Origin of the sequence: Undibacterium sp. Jales W-56 (genome assembly GCF_025548535.1) — a bacterium.
Taxonomy (GTDB): Bacteria; Pseudomonadota; Gammaproteobacteria; order Burkholderiales; family Burkholderiaceae_D; genus Undibacterium.
In genome coordinates, this window is the sequence record NZ_JAJLQW010000001.1 from 116,944 (window position 1) to 139,891 (window position 22,948).

The 22,948-nt window shown below is 54.4% G+C and carries 20 protein-coding genes; 15 read left to right on the top strand and 5 right to left on the bottom strand.

Translation table 11 applies throughout. From position 1 onward, the window contains the following. Positions 1–12: 12 nt before the first annotated feature. The 3 genes from LPB67_RS00580 to ilvA form a co-directional block, all read right to left on the bottom strand. Positions 13–609: a hypothetical protein gene (locus tag LPB67_RS00580; protein ID WP_262835103.1), complete on the bottom strand. Its 597-nt coding sequence runs from the start codon at positions 607–609 to the stop codon at positions 13–15. 34 nt (positions 610–643) lie between these two features. Continuing rightward, positions 644–1,495 carry an NADPH-dependent 7-cyano-7-deazaguanine reductase QueF gene (queF, locus tag LPB67_RS00585; RefSeq protein ID WP_262835104.1) on the bottom strand — a complete coding sequence of 284 codons (852 nt, stop codon included), beginning with the start codon at positions 1,493–1,495 and terminating at the stop codon, positions 644–646. 93 nt (positions 1,496–1,588) lie between these two features. Continuing rightward, a complete protein-coding gene (ilvA, locus tag LPB67_RS00590; RefSeq protein ID WP_262835105.1) occupies positions 1,589–3,124 on the bottom strand; it encodes a threonine ammonia-lyase, biosynthetic in 1,536 nt (511 codons plus the stop codon). Between the two features lie 145 nt (positions 3,125–3,269). On the opposite strand from ilvA, the gene LPB67_RS00595 reads away from it, so the two are divergent. The 4 genes from LPB67_RS00595 to LPB67_RS00610 all read left to right on the top strand — a co-directional run bounded on the left by LPB67_RS00595 (position 3,270) and on the right by LPB67_RS00610 (position 9,121). Beyond that, positions 3,270–3,761 carry a YqaA family protein gene (locus LPB67_RS00595; RefSeq protein ID WP_262835106.1) on the top strand — a complete coding sequence of 164 codons (492 nt, stop codon included), beginning with the start codon at positions 3,270–3,272 and terminating at the stop codon, positions 3,759–3,761. Positions 3,762–4,175: 414 nt separating this feature from the next. Next, the gene (locus LPB67_RS00600; protein ID WP_262835107.1) at positions 4,176–8,150 is read left to right on the top strand and encodes a DUF3683 domain-containing protein; all 3,975 of its coding nucleotides are present in this window, start codon (positions 4,176–4,178) and stop codon (positions 8,148–8,150) included. Further along, positions 8,150–8,587, top strand: a complete 438-nt coding sequence (locus LPB67_RS00605; RefSeq protein ID WP_262835108.1) for an HIT family protein — start codon at positions 8,150–8,152, stop codon at positions 8,585–8,587. The genes LPB67_RS00600 and LPB67_RS00605 overlap by 1 nt, the downstream gene beginning before the upstream one ends. Before the next feature lie 99 nt (positions 8,588–8,686). Then, positions 8,687–9,121, top strand: a complete 435-nt coding sequence (locus LPB67_RS00610) for a DUF971 domain-containing protein (protein ID WP_262835109.1) — start codon at positions 8,687–8,689, stop codon at positions 9,119–9,121. 16 nt (positions 9,122–9,137) lie between these two features. Here LPB67_RS00610 and LPB67_RS00615 read toward each other — a convergent pair whose 3' ends face one another. Continuing rightward, complete coding sequence (locus LPB67_RS00615; RefSeq protein ID WP_262835110.1) at positions 9,138–9,878, bottom strand: hypothetical protein; 741 nt, start codon at positions 9,876–9,878, stop codon at positions 9,138–9,140. 13 nt (positions 9,879–9,891) lie between these two features. After that, entirely contained in the window at positions 9,892–10,926 is a 1,035-nt protein-coding gene (locus tag LPB67_RS00620; protein WP_262835111.1) for an NADP-dependent oxidoreductase, read from the bottom strand. Positions 10,927–11,022: 96 nt separating this feature from the next. On the opposite strand from LPB67_RS00620, the gene LPB67_RS00625 reads away from it, so the two are divergent. The 11 genes from LPB67_RS00625 to aspS all read left to right on the top strand — a co-directional run bounded on the left by LPB67_RS00625 (position 11,023) and on the right by aspS (position 22,819). Beyond that, entirely contained in the window at positions 11,023–11,994 is a 972-nt protein-coding gene (locus LPB67_RS00625; protein WP_262835112.1) for a LysR family transcriptional regulator, read from the top strand. Positions 11,995–12,104: 110 nt separating this feature from the next. Further along, complete coding sequence (gene ubiE, locus LPB67_RS00630) at positions 12,105–12,839, top strand: bifunctional demethylmenaquinone methyltransferase/2-methoxy-6-polyprenyl-1,4-benzoquinol methylase UbiE (protein ID WP_262835113.1); 735 nt, start codon at positions 12,105–12,107, stop codon at positions 12,837–12,839. A gap of 11 nt (positions 12,840–12,850) precedes the next feature. Beyond that, on the top strand, positions 12,851–13,780 hold the full coding sequence (locus tag LPB67_RS00635) for a Tim44 domain-containing protein (protein ID WP_262835115.1): 930 nt from the start codon (positions 12,851–12,853) through the stop codon (positions 13,778–13,780). A gap of 90 nt (positions 13,781–13,870) precedes the next feature. Then, positions 13,871–14,488, top strand: a complete 618-nt coding sequence (locus tag LPB67_RS00640) for an SCP2 domain-containing protein (RefSeq protein ID WP_262835116.1) — start codon at positions 13,871–13,873, stop codon at positions 14,486–14,488. Further along, positions 14,488–16,050, top strand: a complete 1,563-nt coding sequence (ubiB, locus tag LPB67_RS00645; RefSeq protein WP_262835117.1) for a ubiquinone biosynthesis regulatory protein kinase UbiB — start codon at positions 14,488–14,490, stop codon at positions 16,048–16,050. The genes LPB67_RS00640 and ubiB overlap by 1 nt, the downstream gene beginning before the upstream one ends. Positions 16,051–16,052: 2 nt before the next feature. Beyond that, on the top strand, positions 16,053–16,667 hold the full coding sequence (locus LPB67_RS00650) for a TPMT family class I SAM-dependent methyltransferase (protein ID WP_262835118.1): 615 nt from the start codon (positions 16,053–16,055) through the stop codon (positions 16,665–16,667). Positions 16,668–16,990: 323 nt separating this feature from the next. Beyond that, positions 16,991–18,202: a sensor domain-containing diguanylate cyclase gene (locus LPB67_RS00655; RefSeq protein ID WP_262835119.1), complete on the top strand. Its 1,212-nt coding sequence runs from the start codon at positions 16,991–16,993 to the stop codon at positions 18,200–18,202. 157 nt (positions 18,203–18,359) lie between these two features. Continuing rightward, positions 18,360–19,784 carry a sodium:solute symporter family protein gene (locus LPB67_RS00660; RefSeq protein ID WP_262835120.1) on the top strand — a complete coding sequence of 475 codons (1,425 nt, stop codon included), beginning with the start codon at positions 18,360–18,362 and terminating at the stop codon, positions 19,782–19,784. Positions 19,785–19,865: 81 nt separating this feature from the next. Next, positions 19,866–20,201: an FmdB family zinc ribbon protein gene (locus tag LPB67_RS00665; RefSeq protein ID WP_262835121.1), complete on the top strand. Its 336-nt coding sequence runs from the start codon at positions 19,866–19,868 to the stop codon at positions 20,199–20,201. 77 nt (positions 20,202–20,278) lie between these two features. Then, a complete protein-coding gene (locus tag LPB67_RS00670) occupies positions 20,279–20,890 on the top strand; it encodes a DUF502 domain-containing protein (protein WP_262835122.1) in 612 nt (203 codons plus the stop codon). A gap of 123 nt (positions 20,891–21,013) precedes the next feature. Next, positions 21,014–22,819, top strand: coding sequence for an aspartate--tRNA ligase (aspS, locus tag LPB67_RS00675; RefSeq protein WP_262835123.1), 1,806 nt, complete (start codon positions 21,014–21,016; stop codon positions 22,817–22,819). Positions 22,820–22,948 lie beyond the last annotated feature (129 nt).

The following is a 22,948-nucleotide window of genomic DNA, read 5'->3' on the forward strand; positions in this document are numbered from 1 at the left end:
ACGTGGTCACAACTAATTCAGATCAAATCGGACGAATACCAGCAATACGTCGCCATTTCCCTTGTTTCTGGAGAAGCGTGGCACGTAGGTCGCCATCAATTTACTGCTTTTTGTGCCTATCGAAGCCACAGGCAATACCGCTGGAAACGGCACGTTGGAGAAATAATCGGTGCGGCTGATCAGCAGCGCGGTATAGCCCAGACCGGCTTCGACATTGCTGCTCAGGGGGCGCATCCACTGATACACATAACCTGCCATCCACTGTGGTTTGAAATGGGAATCGGAAATCACCATCCCGTACAACATCTCTTCATTATCCTTGCTATCGCGCAGATTTTTGGAAAAGCCCAGACCCCAGGCTTTCTCGTTCAGTTCGGCAATACGCTCAGCGGTATAGGTGCCGCGACCATGATGCGCATAGCCGGATAGCATCAGCGACAACTGGCCGTCATCGATGAATTTGTTGCCCTTGGCGAGCGCATCGGATTTGGTTTGTTGCCACCACGAAGTTTCCTGGACCTGTTGTGCCGCGGCTTGGGCACTCGCGCCCAACAGGCTGCCGGCAATAAAAAGGGGTGTCAGGTAAATTTTAAAAAAGGATTTCAACATAGTAAAAATAAATAAAGAGACAATGGAACCAGGATTACTGACGTGCATTTCTGGCATTCGAGGGTTTTTGAGCGGTACTGAAATTGCTGCGCCAGGGATTGATATCGAGTCCGCCGCGCCGGGTGTAGCGCGCATACACCGAGAGTTTTTGCGGTTTGCAATGCTGCATGATGTCGGTAAAAATCCGCTCCACGCATTGCTCGTGAAACTCATTGTGATTGCGAAAACCGATCAGGTATTGCAGCAGACTTTCCTGATCGATGGCAGGCCCGACGTAGCGGATTTGCACACTGCCCCAGTCGGGTTGGCCGGTCACCAGGCAATTCGATTTGAGCAGATGCGAGAGCAGCGTCTCCTCTACCGGCGCCGCTTGCAGGTCGGCTTTTAATACATACGGATTCGGGGTGTAACTGGTGACTTCGATATCGAGCCGGTCCAGCAGAATGCCATCGAGCTCCTGCATGCGCAGTTGTCCAAACTGGTCCGGGGTCGTCAGCGAGACCTGCACCGGCGCGCCGAAGCCGGCCGATAAATCGGCTTGCAACAGGCTGATCAGCGCATCGGTGCCGGCCAGCCTGGTTTGATTGAAGGAATTCAGATACAGCTTGAAGGATTTGGATTCGACGATATGCGGCGAATCGGCCGGCACCTGGATGGTCGCAATTGCGACTTGCGGTTTGCCGCGCAAATTCAGCCAGGAGACTTCATACGCGTTCCAGATATCCATGCCAAAAAACGGCAAGGTGCCGCGAATGCCGATTTCCTCACGCTTGCCCGCCCGGGCAATCGGAAACAGCAAGCTTGCATCGTAGTCGGATTGGTAGGTGGCAGGCTTGCCGAGTAGCGAGTGTTCCGGTGAATCTGGCGTCTGTTTTGGTTCTGTCATGATGCTTCAAATAAAAAGTAGTCCGGCCTGCGATTTTGTCAACCGATCATCTCTCGGGTTGTTGGGATGCAGGAAGATGATAGGTTCGCCTGCTTAGCCCAGAAATAATTGATAGGCGGGATTGCTGCTTTCGTCCCAGTAACGATAGCCGAGCGAGTTCAGGAATTCCTTGAATGCCTTCATCTCTTTCCTTGGAACCTGTAAACCAACTAAAGTTCGCCCATAATCGGCACCGTGATTGCGGTAGTGGAACAGGCTGATATTCCAGTTCGGCGCCATGCTGTTCAGGAAACGCATCAGCGCACCCGGGCGCTCGGGGAACTCGAAGCGGTACAGCAACTCATTCTCAGCCAGCTCGCTCTTGCCGCCGACCAGATGGCGGATGTGCAATTTAGCCAATTCATCATGCGTCAGATCCAGGGTAGGGAAGCCATGCTTGATGAAGTTCCTGGCGATTTTTCCGGAATCATCGCGGTTCGTGACCTGGACGCCGACGAAAATATGCGCCGTTTTCTGATCGCTGATGCGGTAGTTGAATTCAGTCACATTGCGCGGCCCGACCAGTTCGCAAAAACGGCGGAAACTGCCGCGTTCTTCCGGGATCGTGACGGCGAACACCGCTTCGCGTGCTTCACCGACTTCGGCGCGTTCGGCGACAAAGCGCAGCCGGTCGAAGTTCATGTTCGCTCCGCAGGCAATCGTCACCAGGGTTTCGTTCTTCAGCGGTTTTTTATTCGCGGCGGCCCGTTCGATATAGGCTTTGCAGCCGGCGACGGCTAACGCGCCGGCCGGTTCCAGAATGCTGCGGGTATCCTGGAACACATCCTTGATCGCGGCGCAGATGGCATCGGTATCGACCAGGATGATCTCATCGACGAGCTCCTTGGTGATGCGGAAGGTTTCTTCGCCGACCAGCTTCACGGCAGTACCGTCGGAGAACAAGCCGACATCGGTCAGCGTCACGCGGCGTCCGGCCTTGATGCTGCGCGCCATGGCGTCGGAGTCCATCGATTGCACCCCGATGACTTTGATGTCTGGCCGTACCGCTTTGACATAGGCTGCGACGCCGGAGATCAGGCCGCCGCCGCCGATCGCGACAAAGATCGCATGGATGGGTTGCGCATGCTGACGCAGGATTTCCATGCCGACGGTGCCTTGCCCTGCGATGACATCGGGATCGTCAAAAGGGTGAACAAAGGTCAGCTTTTGTTTTTTCTCAAGCAAGGCGGCATGTTCGTAAGCGTCGCTGTACGATTCGCCGTGCAAGACGATCTGGACATTGTCGCCGCCGAAGGCCCGCACCGCATCAATCTTTACCGGCGGCGTGGTGGTCGGCATCACGATCACCGCCTTACAGTTCAGCTTGGATGCCGACATGGCGACGCCTTGCGCATGATTGCCGGCCGACGCGCAAATCACGCCGCGCTTGAGTTGCGCCGCTGTCAGATGCGCCATCTTGTTGTAAGCGCCGCGCAGCTTGAAGCTGAACACGCTTTGCATATCTTCGCGTTTGAAATAAATTCGGTTATCCATGCGATCTGACAGGCTGGAGGCAAATTCCAGCGGTGTTTCAAAGGCCACGTCATAGACGCGGGCGGTCAGGATTTTTTTCAGATAATCGGTCGTCATGGAAGTTGAATGTGGTTCAAACGGTGGAAAAAAGCGCGCAGAAAGTTCGCAGAACGAGGGTAAATCATGGTCGAACGCGTTTTACAGCGGCCTGTCATTATAATGGATGCCATATTGACGGGCATCACAACAACATTGGGACAGCATGATAGAAGCAGGTGTGCATTGGTTATTGGGCGTATTGGCCTTGCCAGAAGTAGGTTTGAGTTCGGTATTTTTGATCAGCTTTATTTCGGCGACTTTGCTGCCGCTGGGTTCTGAACCTGCCGTATTTGCGGTGATCAAGGCAAATCCCGACCTGTTTTGGCCGGTGATCGTCGTGGCGACCATCGGCAACACGCTCGGCGGCGTGGTTGATTACTGGATGGGGTATTACGCCAAAAAAGCCTTTGCCGTCGAACGCGGGACGACCTGGTTTCGCTGGCTCAGCCACTTCGGGGCTAAAACCATGTTGCTGGGCTGGCTGCCGGTTATCGGCGATCCTATCTGCACCCTGGCGGGCTGGCTGAAACTGCCGTTCTGGCCCAGTGTTGCGTATATGGCGATCGGCAAATGCCTGCGCTATCTGTGCATGTCCTGGTTGCTACTGCGTGTGCCGGACGGTTTTTGGCATGGACTGGCGGCAATGCTGGGCTAGCTGACCACTACCTGCTGGTATTCCACGGTTTCTGCATTTTTTCAGGGTTAATACCAATTTCAATACCAGTTTAAACCCAATGCGCCTGCCTGATTTATATACTGGTGGATGTATATTTCAACATCGTAATCAACATATGCGGTTAAGGCATGGGTTTTGATGATACTCCCCTTATTTCATTATTTTCCCTGATAACTCTCAGCCAAATATTCTTAGGTTAAAGCCGTAATTTTCCTTATTTGCATCGTTGATTAGGCGTAGTAAGCGTAAGGCTGTTGCCGCGTGGTGCGTCGCAATAGGCTAGAATGGCTGTCAACCCGATAGCAATTTCCTGGCATTTTAAAATCTGACGAGCAGCGCGCGGCACAGCAGTGCTACTTCTGTCGTCACCTATGAGTTTCAAAGAACCCACTGATGAACGCCCCAGCACAAATTCAGGCTCTACTCGCAGATGCCGCGCCCGGCGCGACACCTACCCGCGTGCGCGAAATTCCGTATAACTACACCTCGTTCTCCGACCGTGAAATCGTGATCCGCCTGCTCGGTGAAGAGGCCTGGGATTTGCTCGATAAATTGCGCGGCAAGCGCCAGACCGGACGCTCTGCACGCATGTTGTACGAAGTGCTGGGCGACATCTGGGTGGTGCGCCGCAATCCTTATCTGCAAGACGACATGCTGGACAACCCCAAGCGCCGCCAGGACTTGATCGACGCCCTGAATCACCGTCTGGCTGAAGTGGAGAAACGGCGTTTGAATACCGTCAGCGATGACGATGGCGAGCGCAGCAGCAGCGTTGAAATCCTGGTGCAGGCGGCGCGTAAGGCCGTGGCCCAATTCGCCAAAGAATTCCGCGATACCTACGACCTGCGCAAGCGCGCAAACAAACTGCTGGTCAAGCACACGGCCAAGGACAATATCAAGTTCGACGGCCTGTCGCGCGTATCGCATGTGACCGATGCGACCGACTGGCGGGTCGAATATCCGTTCGTGGTGCTGACGCCGGATACCGAAGATGAAATGGCCGGCCTGGTCAAATGCTGCATCACCCTGGGCTTGACGATTATTCCACGCGGCGGCGGCACCGGCTATACCGGCGGCGCGATTCCGCTGACGCCTTTGTCCGCGGTCATCAATACCGAAAAGCTCGAACAATTGGGCGCAGTCGAAATGACCATGTTGCCCGGCGTCGATAGGGAATACGCGACCATTTATTCCGGAGCCGGCGTCGTCACCAAGCGCGTCTCCGATGCGGCGGACAAAGCCGGCTTTGTGTTTGCGGTTGATCCGACCTCGGCCGAAGCATCCTGCATAGGCGGCAATGTCGCGATGAATGCCGGCGGCAAGAAAGCCGTGTTGTGGGGCACCGCGCTCGATAATCTGGCGTCGTGGCGCATGGTCGATCCGAACGGCGACTGGCTGGAAGTCACGCGCCTCGAACACAATCTCGGCAAGATTCACGATGCCGCGCTTGCCAAGTTCAAACTGGAGTGGACGCATCCCGGCGAGAAGATACCGTTCAAGACCGAAAATCTCGATATTCCCGGCCGCACTTTCCGCAAGGAAGGCCTGGGCAAAGACGTCACAGACAAGTTCCTGGCAGGTTTGCCCGGCGTGCAAAAAGAAGGCTGCGACGGCCTGATTACTTCGGCGCGTTGGATCCTGCACAAGATGCCGAAATTCACGCGTACCGTTTGCCTGGAATTTTTCGGCCAGGCGCGCGATGCGATACCGAGCATTGTTGAGATCAAGGATTATCTCGATGGCGAGACCAAAAAAGGCGGCGCGATTTTAGCGGGTCTGGAGCATCTCGATGAGCGCTATCTGCGCGCCGTCGGCTATGCCACCAAATCCAAGCGCGGCGTCTTGCCGAAGATGGCCTTGTTCGGCGACATCGTCGGCGATGATGAAAATGCGGTGGCGCAAGCCGCGTCGGAAGTAATCCGTCTGGCCAACACCCGCGTCGGCGAAGGCTTTGTTGCAGTCAGTCCAGAAGCGCGCAAAAAATTCTGGCTGGATCGCGCTAAGACTGCCGCGATCTCCAAGCATACCAATGCCTTCAAGATCAATGAAGACGTGGTGATCCCGCTCGATCGCATGGGCGAATACACCGACGGTATCGAGCGTATCAATATCGAATTGTCGATCCAGAACAAGCTCGCGATGCTGGAGCAGTTGCAGGCGTTTTTTGCCAGAGGCAATCTGCCGCTGGGCAAGAGCGAAGATGCGGACGGCGACGATATTTCTGCCGATGAATTGCTGGAAGATCGCGTACTGCAGGCGCAAAGCCTGCTCGACGCGACGCATGCGCGCTGGACCTATTTGCTGACGCAACTCGATAAGCCCTTGCGCGAGGCGCGGGATGAGCTGGTCGCCCTGGAGTTGGATAAACTCGCCTTTGTATTTGATGAGCGTCTGCTGCAACAGCCGGATGCCAGCGTGTTTAGCATCGTTCAGGATAGAACCATACGGGTGTCCTGGAAGCAGGAATTGCGGGCGCATCTGCGGCAGATTTTTAATGGCAGCGCGTTTAAGCTGATACTCGACGAATGCACTGCGATTCATAAAAAAGTCTTGCGCAGCCGGGTCTTCGTCGCGTTGCATATGCATGCAGGCGATGGCAATGTGCATACCAATTTGCCGGTCAATTCCGATGACTACGAGATGCTGCAAGTCGCGCATCATGCAGTCGCCCGCATCATGGTGCTGGCGCGTTCGCTGAACGGCGTGATCTCGGGCGAGCACGGCATCGGCATTACCAAGCTCGAATTCTTGACTGAAGACGAGATCAAGGATTTCCGCGACTACAAATTGCGCATCGATCCCGAAGGCCGCTTCAACAAAGGCAAGCTGCTGAACCTGCCCGAATTCGCCGCCGATTTGCGCAATGCTTATACGCCGTCGTTCGGCCTGATGGGGCATGAATCGCTGATCATGCAGCAAAGCGATATCGGTGCGATTGCAAATAGCGTCAAGGACTGCCTGCGCTGCGGCAAATGCAAGCCGGTCTGCGCGACCCATGTGCCGCGCGCCAATCTGCTGTACTCGCCGCGCAACAAGATCCTCGCGACTTCGTTGCTGGTGGAAGCCTTTTTGTACGAGGAACAAACCCGCCGCGGCATCTCGATCAAGCATTGGGAAGAGTTTGAAGATGTCGCCGACCATTGCACGGTTTGCCATAAATGCCTGACGCCGTGTCCGGTCGATATCGATTTCGGCGATGTTTCGATGAATATGCGCAACCTGCTGCGCAAGATGGATAAAAAATCGTTCAATCCCGGCACTGCCTCGGCGATGTTTTTCCTGAATGCCAAAGATCCGGCGACGATCAAGGCAGCGCGCCAGGTGATTTTCGGCTGGGGTGTGGCGGCACAGCGTCTGGGTAATACGGTGTTGCAAAAACTCGCGAAAAAACAAACCAAAGCGCCGCCAGCCTCGCTCGGAAAACCTGCCATCAAAGAGCAGGTGATTCACTTCATCAATAAAAAAATGCCGGGCAATCTGCCGAAGAAAACCGCGCGTGCCTTGCTGGATATCGAAGACGACAAGATCGTACCGATTATCCGCGACCCCAAGACCACCACGGCAGATACCGAAGCGGTGTTTTATTTCCCGGGTTGCGGCTCCGAGCGGCTGTTCTCGCAAGTCGGTCTGGCGACCCAGGCCATGCTATGGAATGTCGGCGTGCAGACGGTGCTGCCGCCGGGTTATCTGTGTTGCGGTTATCCGCAGCGCAGCGCCGGGCAATACGATAAGGCCGAGAAAATGATCACCGATAATCGCGTGCTCTTCCATCGCATGGCGAATACGCTGAATTATCTGGATATCAAAACCGTGGTGGTGTCATGCGGGACTTGCTACGATCAGTTGGCGACTTACCAGTTCGATAAAATTTTCCCGGGTTGCCGCATCATCGACATTCATGAATACCTGCTGGAAAAAGGCATGAAGCTCGAAGGCGTCAGCGGTACCCGTTATATGTATCACGATCCTTGCCACACGCCGATGAAATTGCAGGATCCTTTGAAAACCGTGAACGCATTGATCACCACGGTCGATAACGTCAAGATCGAGAAGAACGATCGCTGCTGCGGCGAAGCCGGTACGCTGGCGGTATCGCGTCCGGATATTGCTACGCAAATCCGCTTCCGCAAAGAAGAGGAAATGCTCAAAGGCGCCGATAAATTGCGTGCCGACGGTTTCAGCGGCGACGTCAAGATTCTGACCTCATGCCCGGCCTGTCTGCAAGGCCTGACGCGTTATGACGACGATAGCAATACCACCGCCGATTACATCGTGATCGAAATGGCCAAGCATGTACTGGGTGATAACTGGTTGCCGGAATATGTGGCGCGTGCGAATAACGGCGGTATTGAACGGGTCCTGGTGTAATGACGGCACATATAAGCGAGCGCGTTGCCGCATGTGAATTATGCGATCCGGGGCGCGGCGAAGTCATTGCGCAAACCGGAGATTGGCGGCTGATTCTGGTGGATGATGTTCAGTACCCCGGATTTTGTCGCGTGGTCTGGAATCGGCATGTCAAAGAAATGACCGATCTGTCCGAACAAGACCGAGATACCCTGATGGCGGTAGTCTGGAAAGTAGAGCTGGTATTGCGTGAAGTAATGCAGCCGGATAAAGTCAATGTGGCTAGTTTTGGCAATGTCGTGCCGCATCTGCACTGGCATATTATCCCGCGTTATCGGGACGATGCCCATTTCCCCAGCCCGATCTGGGCGCCAGCCAGACCGGAGTGGGCTGATACCAGCGCGCGCCGCGCTTTGTTGCCACAATTGCGCGCCGCGCTGATCGCCCGTTTGCGCTAAACTGGCCCGCATCGGGTTTGTATTTGCCGGACTGGGTTGCCATGATTTTTTCAGCGCAGCGCAGTCAATTAAAACGCCTACCATTTTTACGGAACGACTATGACCGGTACCAAACAAACCGCTCCTGCACCGATGCCAACGGCATTGAATGTGCGTACCCAATCGCGCTTGCTGGAGATTAGTTTTGACGACGGTAAAGAATTTTCTTTGCCGTTCGAAATGTTGCGCGTGTACTCGCCTTCGGCGGAAGTGCGCGGTCATGGCGCCGGACAAGAAACCTTGCAGACCGGTAAGCGCGACGTGACTGTCACCGCATTGGAGCCGGTCGGGAATTACGCGGTCCAGCCGCATTTTTCAGATGAGCACAATAGCGGCATTTTTAGCTGGGACTATCTGTACTGGCTGGGCGAGAACCAGTCATCGCTATGGCAAGACTATATCGAACGTTTACAGGCTGCCGGATTCCCCGGCGACAGCGGGCGCGACGCACCGATGCCGGGTAAAGCCGCCGGTGCTTGCGGCCACCATCACTGATCGTGCGGTGCTGGCTTCACTCCAGGTCGGCGTGATCGAAATAAATGTTGGCCTTTAAGCGGGCGCCTGATCCGGCAATTTTTTGTAAAGCCGATTGCAATTCAGTGCGGTCCGGTTGATCGATGCCGGATTTTTTGATCAGCAGGTTTTGCGTTGATGCATGCGCTGCGGTACTGATCGCAATGACATGGTCATAGTCGGGACGACTGTCGATTTCTTTCAATAAAAAGCGCTGCCGGCCGGACCCGATTTGCCGATAAGTTGCTACCTCGCTTTGATGCAGCGCAGGCGATAGCTGGCGAAAAAGCAGCGCTTGCTCGACGACCATTAGCACATTCTTATACCTGGTTTTACCACCCTGCTCAAAATGGCCGAGCACGATATTCGCTTTGAATTGATGCAGGGCAGGGTTGGCTCCCGGCGCCAGTTGTGCGATATCAAACTGTTCCGGCTCTATCGTCCATAAACGCAATTTCTTTTCCAGATCTTTTTTGATCTGTGTCTCGAGTTGCCGGTTGGCCAGGCGCACTTGCAGTACCACCTGATAATCATGCGGTGCATGAAACATCGGCAGATGCGACGCATACAGGCCTTCGCTATTACCGAACAACAGCATGCCATGCAGGCCATAAGTGGCACTCTTTGGCGCTGTGGCGCTGGATTGCGCCAGGCTGGCGGAACTCAAGCCGAGCAAACCGAGTCCGGCCAGTAATGCGATGAGAAAAGTTGCGAAGCTCGTTTTTAGTGTGCGTAACATGTTTGGCGTCCATTCAGATTTTGACGATTAATTTACCGCGATGTTCGCCGGTGAACAGCGAGTTCAGCGCTTTGGGCAACTGGGCAAAACCCTCGATCACGGTTTCTTCAAAGACCAGTTCACCCGCCTTGACCCAGGGCGCAACGATATGCAGCATTTCATCCATGCGATGCAAGTAATCGCGTGCCAGAATCCCTTGTATGGTGGCTCTTTGATACAGCATGTGATGCAGCAGACGCGGGCCCATCTCAGGCACATCGAGTCCGCCGCTATACTGGCTGATTTGTCCGCAAATGACGATGCGGGCGCGCCGCTTAATCAACGGCATCACTGCATCTGTCGCCATGCCGCCGACATTATCGAAATACACATCAACGCCGCCGGTCAGATTTTGTATTGCGGCGCTTAAGCTGTCGGCATGGTCGAAGGCTTTGTAATCGATGGCCCAGTCTGCCCCCAGCACCTCGGTCAGCCATGCGCATTTGGCTGCACCGCCCGCGATGCCCAGCACGCGTGCTCCATGACGTTTGGCGAATTGCACCACCAGCGAGCCAACCGCGCCGGCCGCACCGGATACCACCACGATTTCACCTGCATGCGGCTTGCCAGCTTCGGTCAGGCCGAACCAGGCAGTACGGCCGGGCATGCCGAGCACCCCAAGCGCGGTGCTGACCGGCGCGATCGCCGGATCGATTTTAGTCAGGGCGCTGACGTGCACGCGGGCATGGGTTTGCCAGCCGGTCATGCCGAATACCCAGTCGCCGATGCGTAATCCCGCCGTATTCGAGGCGATCACCTGAGCGACCGCGCCTGCCGTCTGCACGGTGTTCAGCGGATGCGGCTCCGGATTGTAAGTAGGTTTGGCGGACTGGTTGATGCGCATATACGGATCGACGCTGATATAGCGTGCGGCAAGCAGCACTTCGTCCCGGTCCAGGGTCGTATCGAGTCGCTGTTCTTGCAATACGTAATGCTCGGCGCCTACCAGGCCGGTAGGGTGCTGGCGATAAATCCATTGCCGGTGAAGCGTATCGAGAGGAAAGGACATGATGGGCTCATAAAAGGAAGGATGCGATGATGGTAAACAGATTAAAATGTCTGGTAAAGCAACTTATTTTCATTTTTTATGTCCTAATTGGAAATTATGAATCTGCTCGATCTACGTATTTTTGCCTGCGTGGCGCGCCATCCTTCCCTGGGAACTGCGGCGCAGGAGCTGCACCTGACGCCGTCTGCAGTGTCCAAGGCGCTGCGCCGGCTTGAGGGCGATCTGGATACAGTGCTATTCGATCGTTCTGCCAGGCAATTGGTGTTGAATGCCAGCGGCCAGCGCATGCTGGATTTTTCCCAGACGATGCTGACGCTGGCTGATCAGGCGAAAGCCGATATGATGGGCGTCCGGGCCGTGATCGATTGCCGGGTGGCAGCCCCGGCGATTTTGTTATGGCGTCATGCGCCGATGCTGGCGCAGGCCATGCAGGCATATCCTGATGGCAGCCTGAGCATGCAGACCATGTTCGAGGACGACGCCCTGGCAGCCTTGTTGCGCGGCGAAGTGAACCATGCGATCGTGACCGGCGAAGTGATCGAGGGGCGCGGCGCGCATTGGTCACCGGATTGGCGTGCGACATCGTTGGGTAGCGTCCGCCTGCAACTGGTGGCGGGGAAAAATCATCCGCTGGCGCTGAGTTTGCAGACGGGACCGTTAGCAAAGCGTGCGCACAAGCTCTCGCCACGGTCAGTATCACAGCCAGTGCTGCAGGCAAATTCTGCGCAGATATTGACCCACGATTTCGTCAGTCCGTCGCGCTCGCTGTTTTGCGGCGAGCGGCGCGGTAGCCGCTCCGACGGCTGGCGCGACGATCAATTGCCGCGCAAGATACGCTATTGGATGGATGATTTGCAATTACTTCTGGCGATGGTGAAATCGGGCCGCGCTTTGGCGTATCTGCCCGATTTTGCGCTGACGGATACCGATCTGCTGCGCATCGAGGTCAGCGATTGCGCTTTCCAATGCCACGAACAGGTCTGGCTGGTGTCGAATGTTAAAAATGTACCGCGCTGGCAACAGGAACTGGCCGAATTCATGCGTGTTGCCAGCACAGAAACACCTTGAGCTTGCCGTCTGGCGCACAGGTTTTTGGGCCGACTTAGGCTACAATCCGATGCAGCGAAAAATTTAGCAGCGAATCCGCACAAAAAAGCGGAACAAAAAAGGTGATTACTATGAGCAATACCACCCATTTCGGTTATACCACCGTAGAAGAAGATCAAAAAGTTCATAAAGTAGCGGAAGTATTTCACTCGGTTGCGGCCAAATACGACGTCATGAATGACCTGATGTCGGCCGGTTTGCATAGGGTATGGAAGATATTCACTATCGTTCAGGCTGGCGTACGTCCCGGTTTTAAAGTGCTGGACATCGCGGGCGGCACAGGCGATCTGGCGAAAGAGTTCGTCAAGCAAGCCGGCAAGACCGGCGAAGTCTGGCATACCGATATCAATGAGTCGATGTTGCGGGTCGGGCGTGATCGCCTCTTGAATAAAGGCTTGATTACCCCCACCTTACTGTGCGATGCAGAAAAATTGCCGTTTCCTGACAATTATTTTGACCGTGTCAGTGTAGCGTTCGGTTTGCGCAATATGACGCACAAGGATCAGGCGCTGGCAGAAATGCAGCGTGTTTTAAAACCCGGCGGCAAGTTGCTGGTGCTGGAATTTTCCAAAGTACCGGAAATCATGCAAAGGCCTTACGACCTGTACTCGTTCAAAGTATTGCCATGGCTGGGACAGAAGATTGCGAATGATGCGGACAGTTATCGTTATCTGGCGGAATCGATACGCATGCATCCCGATCAGGAAACGCTGAAAGGCATGATGCAGGAGGCAGGTCTGGACCGCGTCGAGTATTTCAATTTAACGGCAGGTGTGGCCGCTCTCCACACCGGAATCAAACTCTAGGAGTTGCAGGTATGAACAAGATTTTTAATAAAGCCATTGTGTCCTTCATGCTGGTTGCCGGTGCGCTGGCCATGACGGTTTCTGACGCAGATGCCAAGCGTCTGGGCGGCGGCGGCTCAATCGGACGTCAATCGAATAATGTGTCCCGTCAGGCGGCACCTCCGGCGAATAGCCCAAACAGTAATTTCAATCAGGCGAAACCGGCGGCACCGGCAGCGGTGCCGCCCGCAGTAACGCCGCCTAAGCCAGCCAGTCCCTGGAAGGGCATAGTCGGCGGCCTGATCGGCGGTGCTTTGCTGGGCGCGATGTTCTCCCACTTCGGTCTGGGTGGTGCATTGGGCGGCGCCTTAGGCTCTATCCTGACGATTGCTTTACTGGCATTGGCGGTGATGTTCATCATCCGCTTGTTCCGTCGTAATGCCGGTAGTAATGGCGCAGTACCGTCGGCATTTTCTCAGCCGTCGTATGCCGGTGTGCCGTCGGCGACGCCGGAAATCGGTTCACGCATAGAACCAACGCCTTCGTCATCCTTCAATGCTGCCCCGGCTGCTCCGGCCGCACCTTGGGGCGTACCGGCTGATTTCGATGTACCTGCATTTTTACGCAATTCAAAAACCTACTTCATCCGTTTGCAGGCAGCATGGGATAAAGCGGACATCAACGACATCCGTGAATTCACCTCCCCCGAAATGTATGCCGAAATCAAGCTGCAAATTCAGGAGCGCGGCGCCAGCGCCAACGTGACCGATGTGGTGTCGATTGATGCCGAGTTACTCGGTTTGGAAACGGTTGGTAATGAGCACCTGGCCAGCGTCCGCTTCAGCGGCATGATCAAAGAAGCCGCGAATGCCCCGGCAGAAGCCTTTAATGAAGTCTGGAACTTGTCCAAGCCAGTGAATGGCCAGGGCGGTTGGGTATTGGCAGGTATTCAGCAAGTTTGATGTCCTGGATTAATCTCAGGCATGGTGTCTGAGATAAAATGTTAAACTGAAAACCGCCCATTCCACTATGGGCGGTTTTTTTATATGACCATGACACCTATTCTTCCCATCGTTCTTTTTATCAACCATTTATTGGCCCAGGAAAACTGGGCTAAAAATAAGTTGCTGCCGCACGCGGGCAAGGTCGCCTGCATCGATTTGCAGGCCTTCGCTATTCGCCTCAAAGTGAGTGCGGATGGCATGGTTGAAGCCGCTACAGCGCAGACAACGGCCAATGACTCCGGCGATATCACGTCCGCTAAAGACCGCAGTCATGTCACTATCCGCGTCCAGCTCAGTGATTTGCCATTGATCGCACAAAATCGTGAACGGGCATTTTCTTACGTGAAGATTGAAGGCGATGCGGATTTCGCGAATACGATTTCGTATTTGAGCCAGAATCTGCGCTGGGAAGCAGAAGAAGATCTGAGCAGGCTTTTCGGTGATGTAGCGGCCGTGCGCATGGTGGCCGGCGCGAATAGCCTGATGCAGGCCGTCAAGGAATCGCATCAAAAAATACAAGAAAATCTGGCGGAATATTTTCTCGAAGAAAATCCCATGCTGGTACGTCCCGCCGCCGTGAATGCGATGGGATCAGAAATTAATAAATTACGTGATGATGCAGAACGTCTCATCAAGCGCTTGGAAAAACTCGAAAGGTCGCGTTGATGTTGTTGAAATTTTTGCGTCTCTCAAAAATCATCCGTGTTGCGGTGCGCTATGGTATCGATGAGATCGCGATCTCCGGCCTGTCAGTGCCGCGTACCGCCAAATTGCTGGAAGCCTTGCTGTTCTGGCGCGATCTGTCAGCACCGCGCGGCGAGCGCCTGCGCAAGGCATTGGAAGATTTAGGACCGATTTTTGTGAAATTCGGCCAGGTCTTGTCGACCCGCCGCGATCTGATGCCGCCGGATATTGCCGACGAGCTGGCCAAGCTACAGGATAGAGTGCCGTCGTTTGATCCTGATCTGGCGGTTGCCCAGATTACAAGGTCGCTCGGCGCGCCGCCGGATCAGTTGTTCGCCAGTTTTGAACGTATTCCGGTTGCTTCGGCATCGATTGCCCAGGTGCATTTTGCGACCCTGAAAGATGGTCGCGAGGTCGCCGTCAAAGTTCTGCGTCCCGGAATGAAAGAGGCGATCGATAAAGACGTCGCACTGATGCAGATTGCCGCCGGCTGGCTGGAGACTTTATGGGTTGATGGCAAGCGCCTGAAGCCGCGTGAAGTGGTGGCCGAGTTCGATAAATATTTACATGATGAACTCGACCTGATGCGCGAGGCCGCCAACGGCAGTCAGTTGCGGCGCAATTTTGCCGACTCTGATTTGTTACTGGTGCCGGAAATGTACTGGGATTATTGCTCTTCGTCAGTGATCGTGATGGAACGTATGCAGGGGATTCCGATTTCGCAAATCGACAAATTGCAAGAAGCCGGGGTCGATATGGCAAAGCTGGCGTCTGACGGCGTGACGATTTTTTTCACCCAGGTATTTCGCGATGGATTTTTCCATGCCGATATGCATCCGGGGAATATCCTGGTGTCGACGGCGCCTGCAACTTTTGGCCGGTATATCGCACTCGATTTTGGCATTGTCGGCACGCTGAATGATTTTGATAAAGACTATTTGTCGCAAAATTTTTTGGCGTTTTTCCGGCGCGATTATAAGCGTGTGGCAGAGGCGCATATCGAATCCGGATGGGCGCCGAAAGACACGCGGATCGACGAGTTGGAATCGGCGGTACGGGCTTGCTGCGAGCCGATTTTCGACCGTCCTTTAAAAGATATTTCCTTCGGTCAGGTCTTATTGCGATTATTCCAGACCTCGCGCCGCTTCAATGTCGAGGTGCAGCCGCAACTGGTCCTGTTGCAAAAAACCTTGTTGAATATCGAAGGTCTGGGACGACAGCTCGACCCTGAGCTCGATCTCTGGAAAACCGCGAAACCGTATCTGGAACGCTGGATGAGCGATCAGGTCGGCTGGCGCGGTTTGCTGGATAAACTGAAGGCCGAAGCACCGCGCTATAGCCATATTTTTCCGCAACTGCCCCGGCTCGCGCATCAGGCGCTCAGCAGGGCCGCCGCTCCGGCTGAGAACAGCGCGATGCTGGCGGCCCTGCTGGCGGAGCAGCGCAGCACGAATAAATTGTTGCGGACAATTATTTACTTCGGTGGCGGCATGATTGCCGGTGCCTTATTGACCCAATTAACCCTGTACTTTTTGTATCTGTAACTATGCCGGATTTCACTAACAAAGATCCGGCCAGCACGCAGTTCTGGGACGAGCGTTTCGAACAAGCGTTCACGCCCTGGGATAAAGGCGGCGTGCCGCAAGCTTTCAAAGAATTTGTCCGGCAAGCACCTGCGCCGCTGACGACCTTGATTCCGGGCTGCGGCAATGCGTATGAGGTGGCTTTGCTGGCCCGGGCCGGATGGGATGTGACCGCCATCGATTTTTCTCCCGCTGCCGTGCAGAGTGCGCGGGCCGCGCTGGGTGAATGGGGCGGCCATGTGCTGGAAGCGGATTTTTTCCGCTTCATTCCGGCCAGTCCTCTTGGCCTCATTTATGAGCGCGCTTTTTTTTGTGCCTTGCCGCCTACATTACGTAATGACATCGTCGCGCGCTGGGCTGAATTGCTGCCGGCCGGCGCTTTGCTTGCCGGCTTCTTTTTTTTCGATGATGCGCCGGATGCATCACCGAAAGGTCCGCCATTCAGCATTCGTCGTCAGGACTGGCAGCATTTAATGATGAGCCATTTTGAATTGATTGAAGATCATGAGGTGCGTGACTCGATGCCCGTTTTTGCGGGAAAAGAGCGTTGGCAGATCTGGCGCAGGCGCTCATCCTGATTTCCTGCTCGTCCCCCGCCAATTGGGCAAGAGAAACCGGCTCCATGACATGTGAGTACAAAAACGAAGCCGCAAGCCTGGCGCGCCTGTTGGCACGAAATGGCTCTGAAAGCCTCATCCAGCTTGCGGGTTCATGTACATGGTGGTAAGCAGCTTCCTGTTTTACGTAAGTCCAAATGGAATTTCCTTGGTAAAGCGAGTCCCATGCTTTATCCAGCCTTATGAACCATGAATTTTTGCTGGAAGAACCAGGGTGATGCCTTAGAGCGATTGGTTAACGTGTTAGGATTGCAAGGACTTCCTGGTACTTACCCATTCCTTTCATGCCATTCGGACGTAAAAAAAATCTCATGCCGGATACGGATGTCTTTCCATTGACCGATACGTTGATGGACTTTGACGATACTTTGCCCGTAGCGCAGAGAAAATCACGTCGTCAGAACGATCCGGCAAAAACGCTTCCAAAGTGGCTCATGGCGCAAAAATGGCTGCGTGCTGCCGGCTTGATAGGACTTTACTTGCTTGGCATACTGGTGTTCTGGCAGCTTGGCATGGTGCAGAGGTCTACGGTGCTGGTCCTGCTTGGCTTGATCGGATTTTTCCTCGCGCTTTTTTTTGTCGCCTTCCAGGCGAAGTGGCACTTGCAGTTTGCAGAGAAACGCCTGAAATTGCCCATCGTGTCGTGCGCGATTGCCAGCATGCTGGTCATTTGCTACCTTGATCCCGCCTCGCATATTTTATTTATACCATTTACATTCATCGCGATTGCGTACGGCATGTATCGTATTTCGCGTCGCTCGGCACTGATCGTTGCCGGCCTGATTTTGCTTGCTTTCGCTTTCATCATTTGGGTGCATTATCGCAACTGGCATAATCCTGCCTTGTTAAAACTCGAGTTCATGCACTTGGTGACGCTGGCATTGGCGCTGCCGGCTTTCATCTCGCAAACCGGCAAAGTCCAGTTCCTGCATAGGGTTTTGCATCGCGCCAGCAAAAAAATCAAGAATATCCAGGAAGATGCGCAGAGAGACAATTTGCTTGGCTGCTTTAACCGGCGCTATACCGTGGCGGCGCTGGAGCAGCAAAAACAACTGGCCGATGAAAACGGCACGCCTTTATGCCTGGCGGTGCTGGATATCGATCACTTTAAAAAAGTCAACGATGAACTTGGCCATCTGGGGGGAGATGAGGTTTTGCGGACCTTCTCCCGCCTGGCTCAGGAACATATTCGTGCCGGTGACGTGTTCGGGCGTTACGGCGGCGAAGAGTTTTTGCTGGTGTTCCCGGCGACTTCCTTGCTGCCGGCGCTCAATACCTGCGAAAGGATACGCTCACAGATTGAGTCCCATCATTGGGATAATGTGTCGCAAAGACGGGTCTCGGTATCGATAGGCGTTACTCAATATATTCCCGGGGAATCGGTTCTGGAGCTATTTTCGAGAACCGATACCGCGATGTATCTGGCCAAGGAAGGCGGCAGGAATCAGGTCGTTGTCGAGGAGCCGGTGACCGGTGCCGATAAAGCTGCCCCCTAGGGCCTGTATATATTGAACGGACGGAATCGCCCCGATAAAGCAGGAACGAAGCTTCTAAAAGTCGCATATCCGGCGCTATCCCCGATTAAGATGCCGCTATAATGCCCGCAGTAAGTCATTGCGGGTTTTTTATTGTTTCAATCGCATTAGCAAATTCATGAATACACTACTCTGGTTCGTCATCCTGTATTGGGTTATCTCGGTCGGCATCGGTCTGTATGCGGCGCGTTATGTGAATAACTCCAAAGACTATGCGGTTGCCGGTCGCTCTTTGCCTATGTATGTGGTGACGGCCACCGTGTTTGCGACCTGGTTTGGATCGGAAACGGTACTCGGTATTTCTTCGACCTTTGTGAAAGAGGGCCTGAAGGGCGTAATCGCGGATCCCTTCGGCTCTTCCCTGTGCCTGATCTTTGTGGGCCTGTTCTTCGCCCGTCCGCTATACCGGATGAACTTGCTGACCATCGGCGATTATTACCGCAACAAATTCGGTCGGGCCGTCGAGGTCATGGTCACGCTGTGTATCGTGGTCTCTTATCTGGGCTGGGTCGCCGCCCAGATCAAGGCGCTGGGGCTGGTATTTAATGTGGTCTCCGGCGGTGCGATCTCTATGGATCTGGGCATGATGATCGGTGCCGGCAGCGTCTTGATCTATACCTTGATGGGCGGCATGTGGTCGGTGGCGATTACCGATTTCCTGCAGATGATCATCATCGTTATCGGTATGCTGTACATAGGCTGGGAAGTCTCGGGCATGGTGGGCGGCGCCGGTGCAGTGATTGAGCATGCGTCGAATGCCGGTAAGCTGGAGTTCTGGCCCGCGCCGACCGCTAGAGACGCGCTATGGTTCTTTGCCGCCTGGATCACCATGATGCTGGGCTCGATTCCTCAGCAAGACGTATTTCAGCGCGTGGCCTCTTCTAAAAACGAAAAAATTGCCGGTAATGCCTCGGTTCTGGGCGGCGTATTGTACTTTTGCTTTGCCTTTATTCCCATGTTCCTGGCGTATTCGGCAACCCTGATCGATCCGAAAATGGTGGCCGGCCTGATCGATAAAGATTCGCAACTGATCCTGCCGACCCTGATCATGACCAAGGTGCCGATGCTGGCGCAGGTCATGTTTTTCGGCGCTTTGCTGTCTGCCATCAAGAGCTGCGCCAGTGCCACCCTGCTGGCGCCTTCGGTGACGTTTTCAGAAAATATCCTGAAAGCCATGCTACCCAAGCAAAGCGACAAGCAATTCCTGCTGATGATGCGGGCGGTGGTCCTGGTGTTCACGGCGATCGTGACCATGTTTGCCATGAATACAGGATCGAGTATTTATAAAATGGTAGAAAACGCCTACAAAATCACGCTGGTGGCGGCGTTTGTGCCTCTGGCCTTCGGCCTGTACTGGAAGCGTGCCACCAGTCAGGGCGCGCTGGCATCGATCTTCCTGGGCCTGAGCGCATGGATCGCCCTGGAAATAGCGAGTCCGGAAGGCTTGTGGCCGCCGCAACTGGTTGGCGTGCTGATGAGCATGACGGGCATGATCTTTGGTTCTTTGTTGCCGCAACTGACGCATAAAACGGCGACGGTTTAGGCAAGACCTGGCTTTGTCCGCAAAATGTAACGGAAAAGCTTTATAATTCAGGGTTTTACAAGTTTTTCTGGATAATCAAAGATGCCTATCTATGCCTACTGCTGTGAAGAGTGCGGTTTTGCCAAAGATGTATTGCAAAAGATGTCTGACGCCCCTCTGAGCGATTGTCCATCTTGTGGCAAATCGAGTTTGAAGAAACAAGTGACGGCGGCGGGGTTCCAGCTGAAGGGTTCAGGCTGGTATGTGACGGATTTCCGGGGCGGTTCGGGCGGTGCTTCTGCGCCTGCCGCCGCTTCTGCCGATGCGGCATCCTCCGACTCAGCCGGGTCTGCGTCTTCGTCTTCGGCTGGTGAAGCCACGTCGACTCCGGCCAGCGATGCCACGGTGGCGACACCGGCCGCAGCAACGACGCCTTAAGTAGGAACAATAAGCGCTAAAGCGCCCATGAACTGACGATCCCGTCACCGATTTTATTTATCAGACTGCAGAAACCCATGCGTAAATACTTTATTACCGGCTTGCTGATCCTGGTGCCGCTCGCGATTACCCTGTGGGTCTTGCATGCGATCATCAGTACGATGGACCAGTCATTGCTGCTGTTGCCAGTGCAGTGGCGTCCGGAAGCCGTGTTCGGTTTTAAAATCCCGGGTCTGGGCACGATACTGACCCTGTTGATTATTTTTTTCACAGGATTGCTGACGCAAAACTTCATCGGCAATTATGTAGTGAAAATCTGGGAAGCCTTGCTGAATCGCATTCCTATCGTGAATTCGATTTACTCCAGCGTCAAGCAAGTCTCCGATACTTTATTTTCCTCGTCGGGCAATGCATTTCGAAAAGCGGTATTGGTGCAATACCCGCGTCAGGGTTCATGGACGATCGGTTTTTTGACCGGCGTGCCTGGCGGAGATGTGGTGCAGCATCTGAATGGCGACTATGTCAGCATCTACGTGCCGACCACACCGAATCCGACCTCGGGATTTTTCCTGATGGTGCCGAAAGCCGATGCAATCGAACTGGATATGAGCGTGGATGCCGCGCTGAAATATATCGTTTCCATGGGCGTGGTCGCACCGGAAGCAACGGTGACGGAAAAAACACAGTAGTACTGTAAACCGGATACTGCGATGCCAGCTACTGCATCTGTCTATCCGGGCATTTGCGAATGAATAAAACAGGCAGTACTTTTCTCCATTAATTTTATTTTGAATTTAGACAGGTAAGAAATTATGTCCATGCGTACCCACTACTGCGGCCTCACTACTGAGGAATTACTCGGCCAAACCGTCAGCCTGTGCGGCTGGGTGCATCGTCGGCGCGATCACGGCGGCGTGATCTTCATCGACTTGCGCGACCGCGAAGGCCTGGTGCAGGTTGTCTGCGATCCGGATCGCGCCGATGTGTTTAAAGCGGCTGAATCTGTGCGTAACGAATTCTGCCTGCGCATCACCGGCCTGGTGCGTAATCGCCCTGACGGTACGGGCAACGCCAACCTAAAATCAGGCAAGATCGAAGTGCTGGCGCATCAAGTCGAAGTGCTGAATCCATCGGTCACGCCGCCATTCCAGCTCGATGACGACAACCTGTCTGAAACCACCCGCCTGACCCACCGCGTACTGGATCTGCGCCGGCCGCAAATGCAAAACAATCTGCGCCTGCGTTACAAGGTGGCGATGGAAGTGCGTAAATTCCTCGACGCCAACGGCTTCATCGATATCGAAACGCCGATGCTGACCAAGTCCACGCCGGAAGGCGCGCGCGATTACCTGGTGCCGTCGCGTGTCAATGCAGGCAATTTCTTCGCCTTGCCGCAGTCGCCGCAGTTGTTCAAACAATTGCTGATGGTGGCTAACTTCGACCGCTATTACCAGATCACCAAATGCTTCCGCGACGAAGACCTGCGCGCCGACCGCCAGCCGGAATTCACCCAGATCGACTGCGAAACCTCGTTCATGAACGAACAGGAAATCCGCGACATGTTCGAAGGCATGATACGTCTGGTGTTCAAGAACACCCTGGATATCGACTTGCCAAATCCTTTCCCGGTGATGGATTTTGCCGAAGCCATGGGCCTGTACGGTTCCGACAAGCCGGACATGCGCGTCAAGCTGCAATTCACTGAATTGACCGACGTCATGAAGGACGTGGACTTCAAGGTATTCTCCGGCGCAGCGAACATGCATAACGGCCGCGTGGTCGGTCTGCGGGTACCGGGCGGTGCCAACATGCCGCGCTCCGAGATCGATGCCTACACCCAGTTCGTCGCGATCTACGGCGCCAAAGGACTGGCCTACATCAAGGTTAACGACAAGGCGCAAGGCCGTGACGGTCTGCAATCGCCGATCGTCAAGAATATCCACGACGCAGCCCTGGCAGCGATTCTGGAAAAAACCGGCGCGCAGGACGGCGACCTGATTTTCTTCGGTGCGGATAAAGCCAAAGTCGTCAACGATGCGATCGGCGCCTTGCGCGTCAAGATCGGTCACAGCGAATTCGGTAAATCGAATGGCCTGTTCGACGACGTCTGGAAACCGTTATGGGTCATCGACTTCCCGATGTTTGAACACGACGAAGAAAACGATCGCTGGACCGCGACCCATCATCCTTTCACTGCGCCAAAAGACGGCCACGAAGATTTGATGGAAACCGATCCGGGCAAATGTATCGCCAAAGCCTACGATATGGTGCTGAACGGCTGGGAACTGGGCGGCGGTTCTGTGCGGATTCACCGTGCTGATGTGCAAAGCAAAGTATTCCGCGCTTTGAAGATCGACGATGCCGAAGCGCAATTGAAATTCGGCTTCCTGCTGGATGCCTTGCAATACGGCGCGCCGCCGCATGGCGGCCTGGCGTTTGGCCTGGATCGTATCGTGACCATGATGACCGGCGCCGAATCGATTCGCGACGTGATCGCTTTCCCGAAAACACAACGAGCACAATGCTTGTTGACCCACGCCCCATCTGCGGTCGATGAAAAGCAATTGAAAGAACTGCATATTCGTTTGCGTGCGGTTGAGCCGGTAATCAAAGCCTGAATTTAGCTTGCTTCAGAAAAAACGCGGAATTAATACTCCGCGTTTTTTTTCGGCCTTCATTTGAAAACCTTGGTACGACATGCTGAATTGTTACGGCGCTTACCTATTTGTCGTGTCATCACACGCATA

Bases quoted from the DNA above. Each gene is read 5' to 3' on its own strand.
- LPB67_RS00580 (WP_262835103.1), bottom strand. From the start codon at position 609: ATGTTGAAATCCTTTTTTAAAATTTACCTGACACCCCTTTTTATTGCC.
- queF (WP_262835104.1), bottom strand. From the start codon at position 1,495: ATGACAGAACCAAAACAGACGCCAGATTCACCGGAACACTCGCTACTC.
- ilvA (WP_262835105.1), bottom strand. From the start codon at position 3,124: ATGACGACCGATTATCTGAAAAAAATCCTGACCGCCCGCGTCTATGAC.
- LPB67_RS00595 (WP_262835106.1), top strand. From the start codon at position 3,270: ATGATAGAAGCAGGTGTGCATTGGTTATTGGGCGTATTGGCCTTGCCA.
- LPB67_RS00600 (WP_262835107.1), top strand. From the start codon at position 4,176: ATGAACGCCCCAGCACAAATTCAGGCTCTACTCGCAGATGCCGCGCCC.
- LPB67_RS00605 (WP_262835108.1), top strand. From the start codon at position 8,150: ATGACGGCACATATAAGCGAGCGCGTTGCCGCATGTGAATTATGCGAT.
- LPB67_RS00610 (WP_262835109.1), top strand. From the start codon at position 8,687: ATGACCGGTACCAAACAAACCGCTCCTGCACCGATGCCAACGGCATTG.
- LPB67_RS00615 (WP_262835110.1), bottom strand. From the start codon at position 9,878: ATGTTACGCACACTAAAAACGAGCTTCGCAACTTTTCTCATCGCATTA.
- LPB67_RS00620 (WP_262835111.1), bottom strand. From the start codon at position 10,926: ATGTCCTTTCCTCTCGATACGCTTCACCGGCAATGGATTTATCGCCAG.
- LPB67_RS00625 (WP_262835112.1), top strand. From the start codon at position 11,023: ATGAATCTGCTCGATCTACGTATTTTTGCCTGCGTGGCGCGCCATCCT.
- ubiE (WP_262835113.1), top strand. From the start codon at position 12,105: ATGAGCAATACCACCCATTTCGGTTATACCACCGTAGAAGAAGATCAA.
- LPB67_RS00635 (WP_262835115.1), top strand. From the start codon at position 12,851: ATGAACAAGATTTTTAATAAAGCCATTGTGTCCTTCATGCTGGTTGCC.
- LPB67_RS00640 (WP_262835116.1), top strand. From the start codon at position 13,871: ATGACACCTATTCTTCCCATCGTTCTTTTTATCAACCATTTATTGGCC.
- ubiB (WP_262835117.1), top strand. From the start codon at position 14,488: ATGTTGTTGAAATTTTTGCGTCTCTCAAAAATCATCCGTGTTGCGGTG.
- LPB67_RS00650 (WP_262835118.1), top strand. From the start codon at position 16,053: ATGCCGGATTTCACTAACAAAGATCCGGCCAGCACGCAGTTCTGGGAC.
- LPB67_RS00655 (WP_262835119.1), top strand. From the start codon at position 16,991: ATGCCATTCGGACGTAAAAAAAATCTCATGCCGGATACGGATGTCTTT.
- LPB67_RS00660 (WP_262835120.1), top strand. From the start codon at position 18,360: ATGAATACACTACTCTGGTTCGTCATCCTGTATTGGGTTATCTCGGTC.
- LPB67_RS00665 (WP_262835121.1), top strand. From the start codon at position 19,866: ATGCCTATCTATGCCTACTGCTGTGAAGAGTGCGGTTTTGCCAAAGAT.
- LPB67_RS00670 (WP_262835122.1), top strand. From the start codon at position 20,279: ATGCGTAAATACTTTATTACCGGCTTGCTGATCCTGGTGCCGCTCGCG.
- aspS (WP_262835123.1), top strand. From the start codon at position 21,014: ATGTCCATGCGTACCCACTACTGCGGCCTCACTACTGAGGAATTACTC.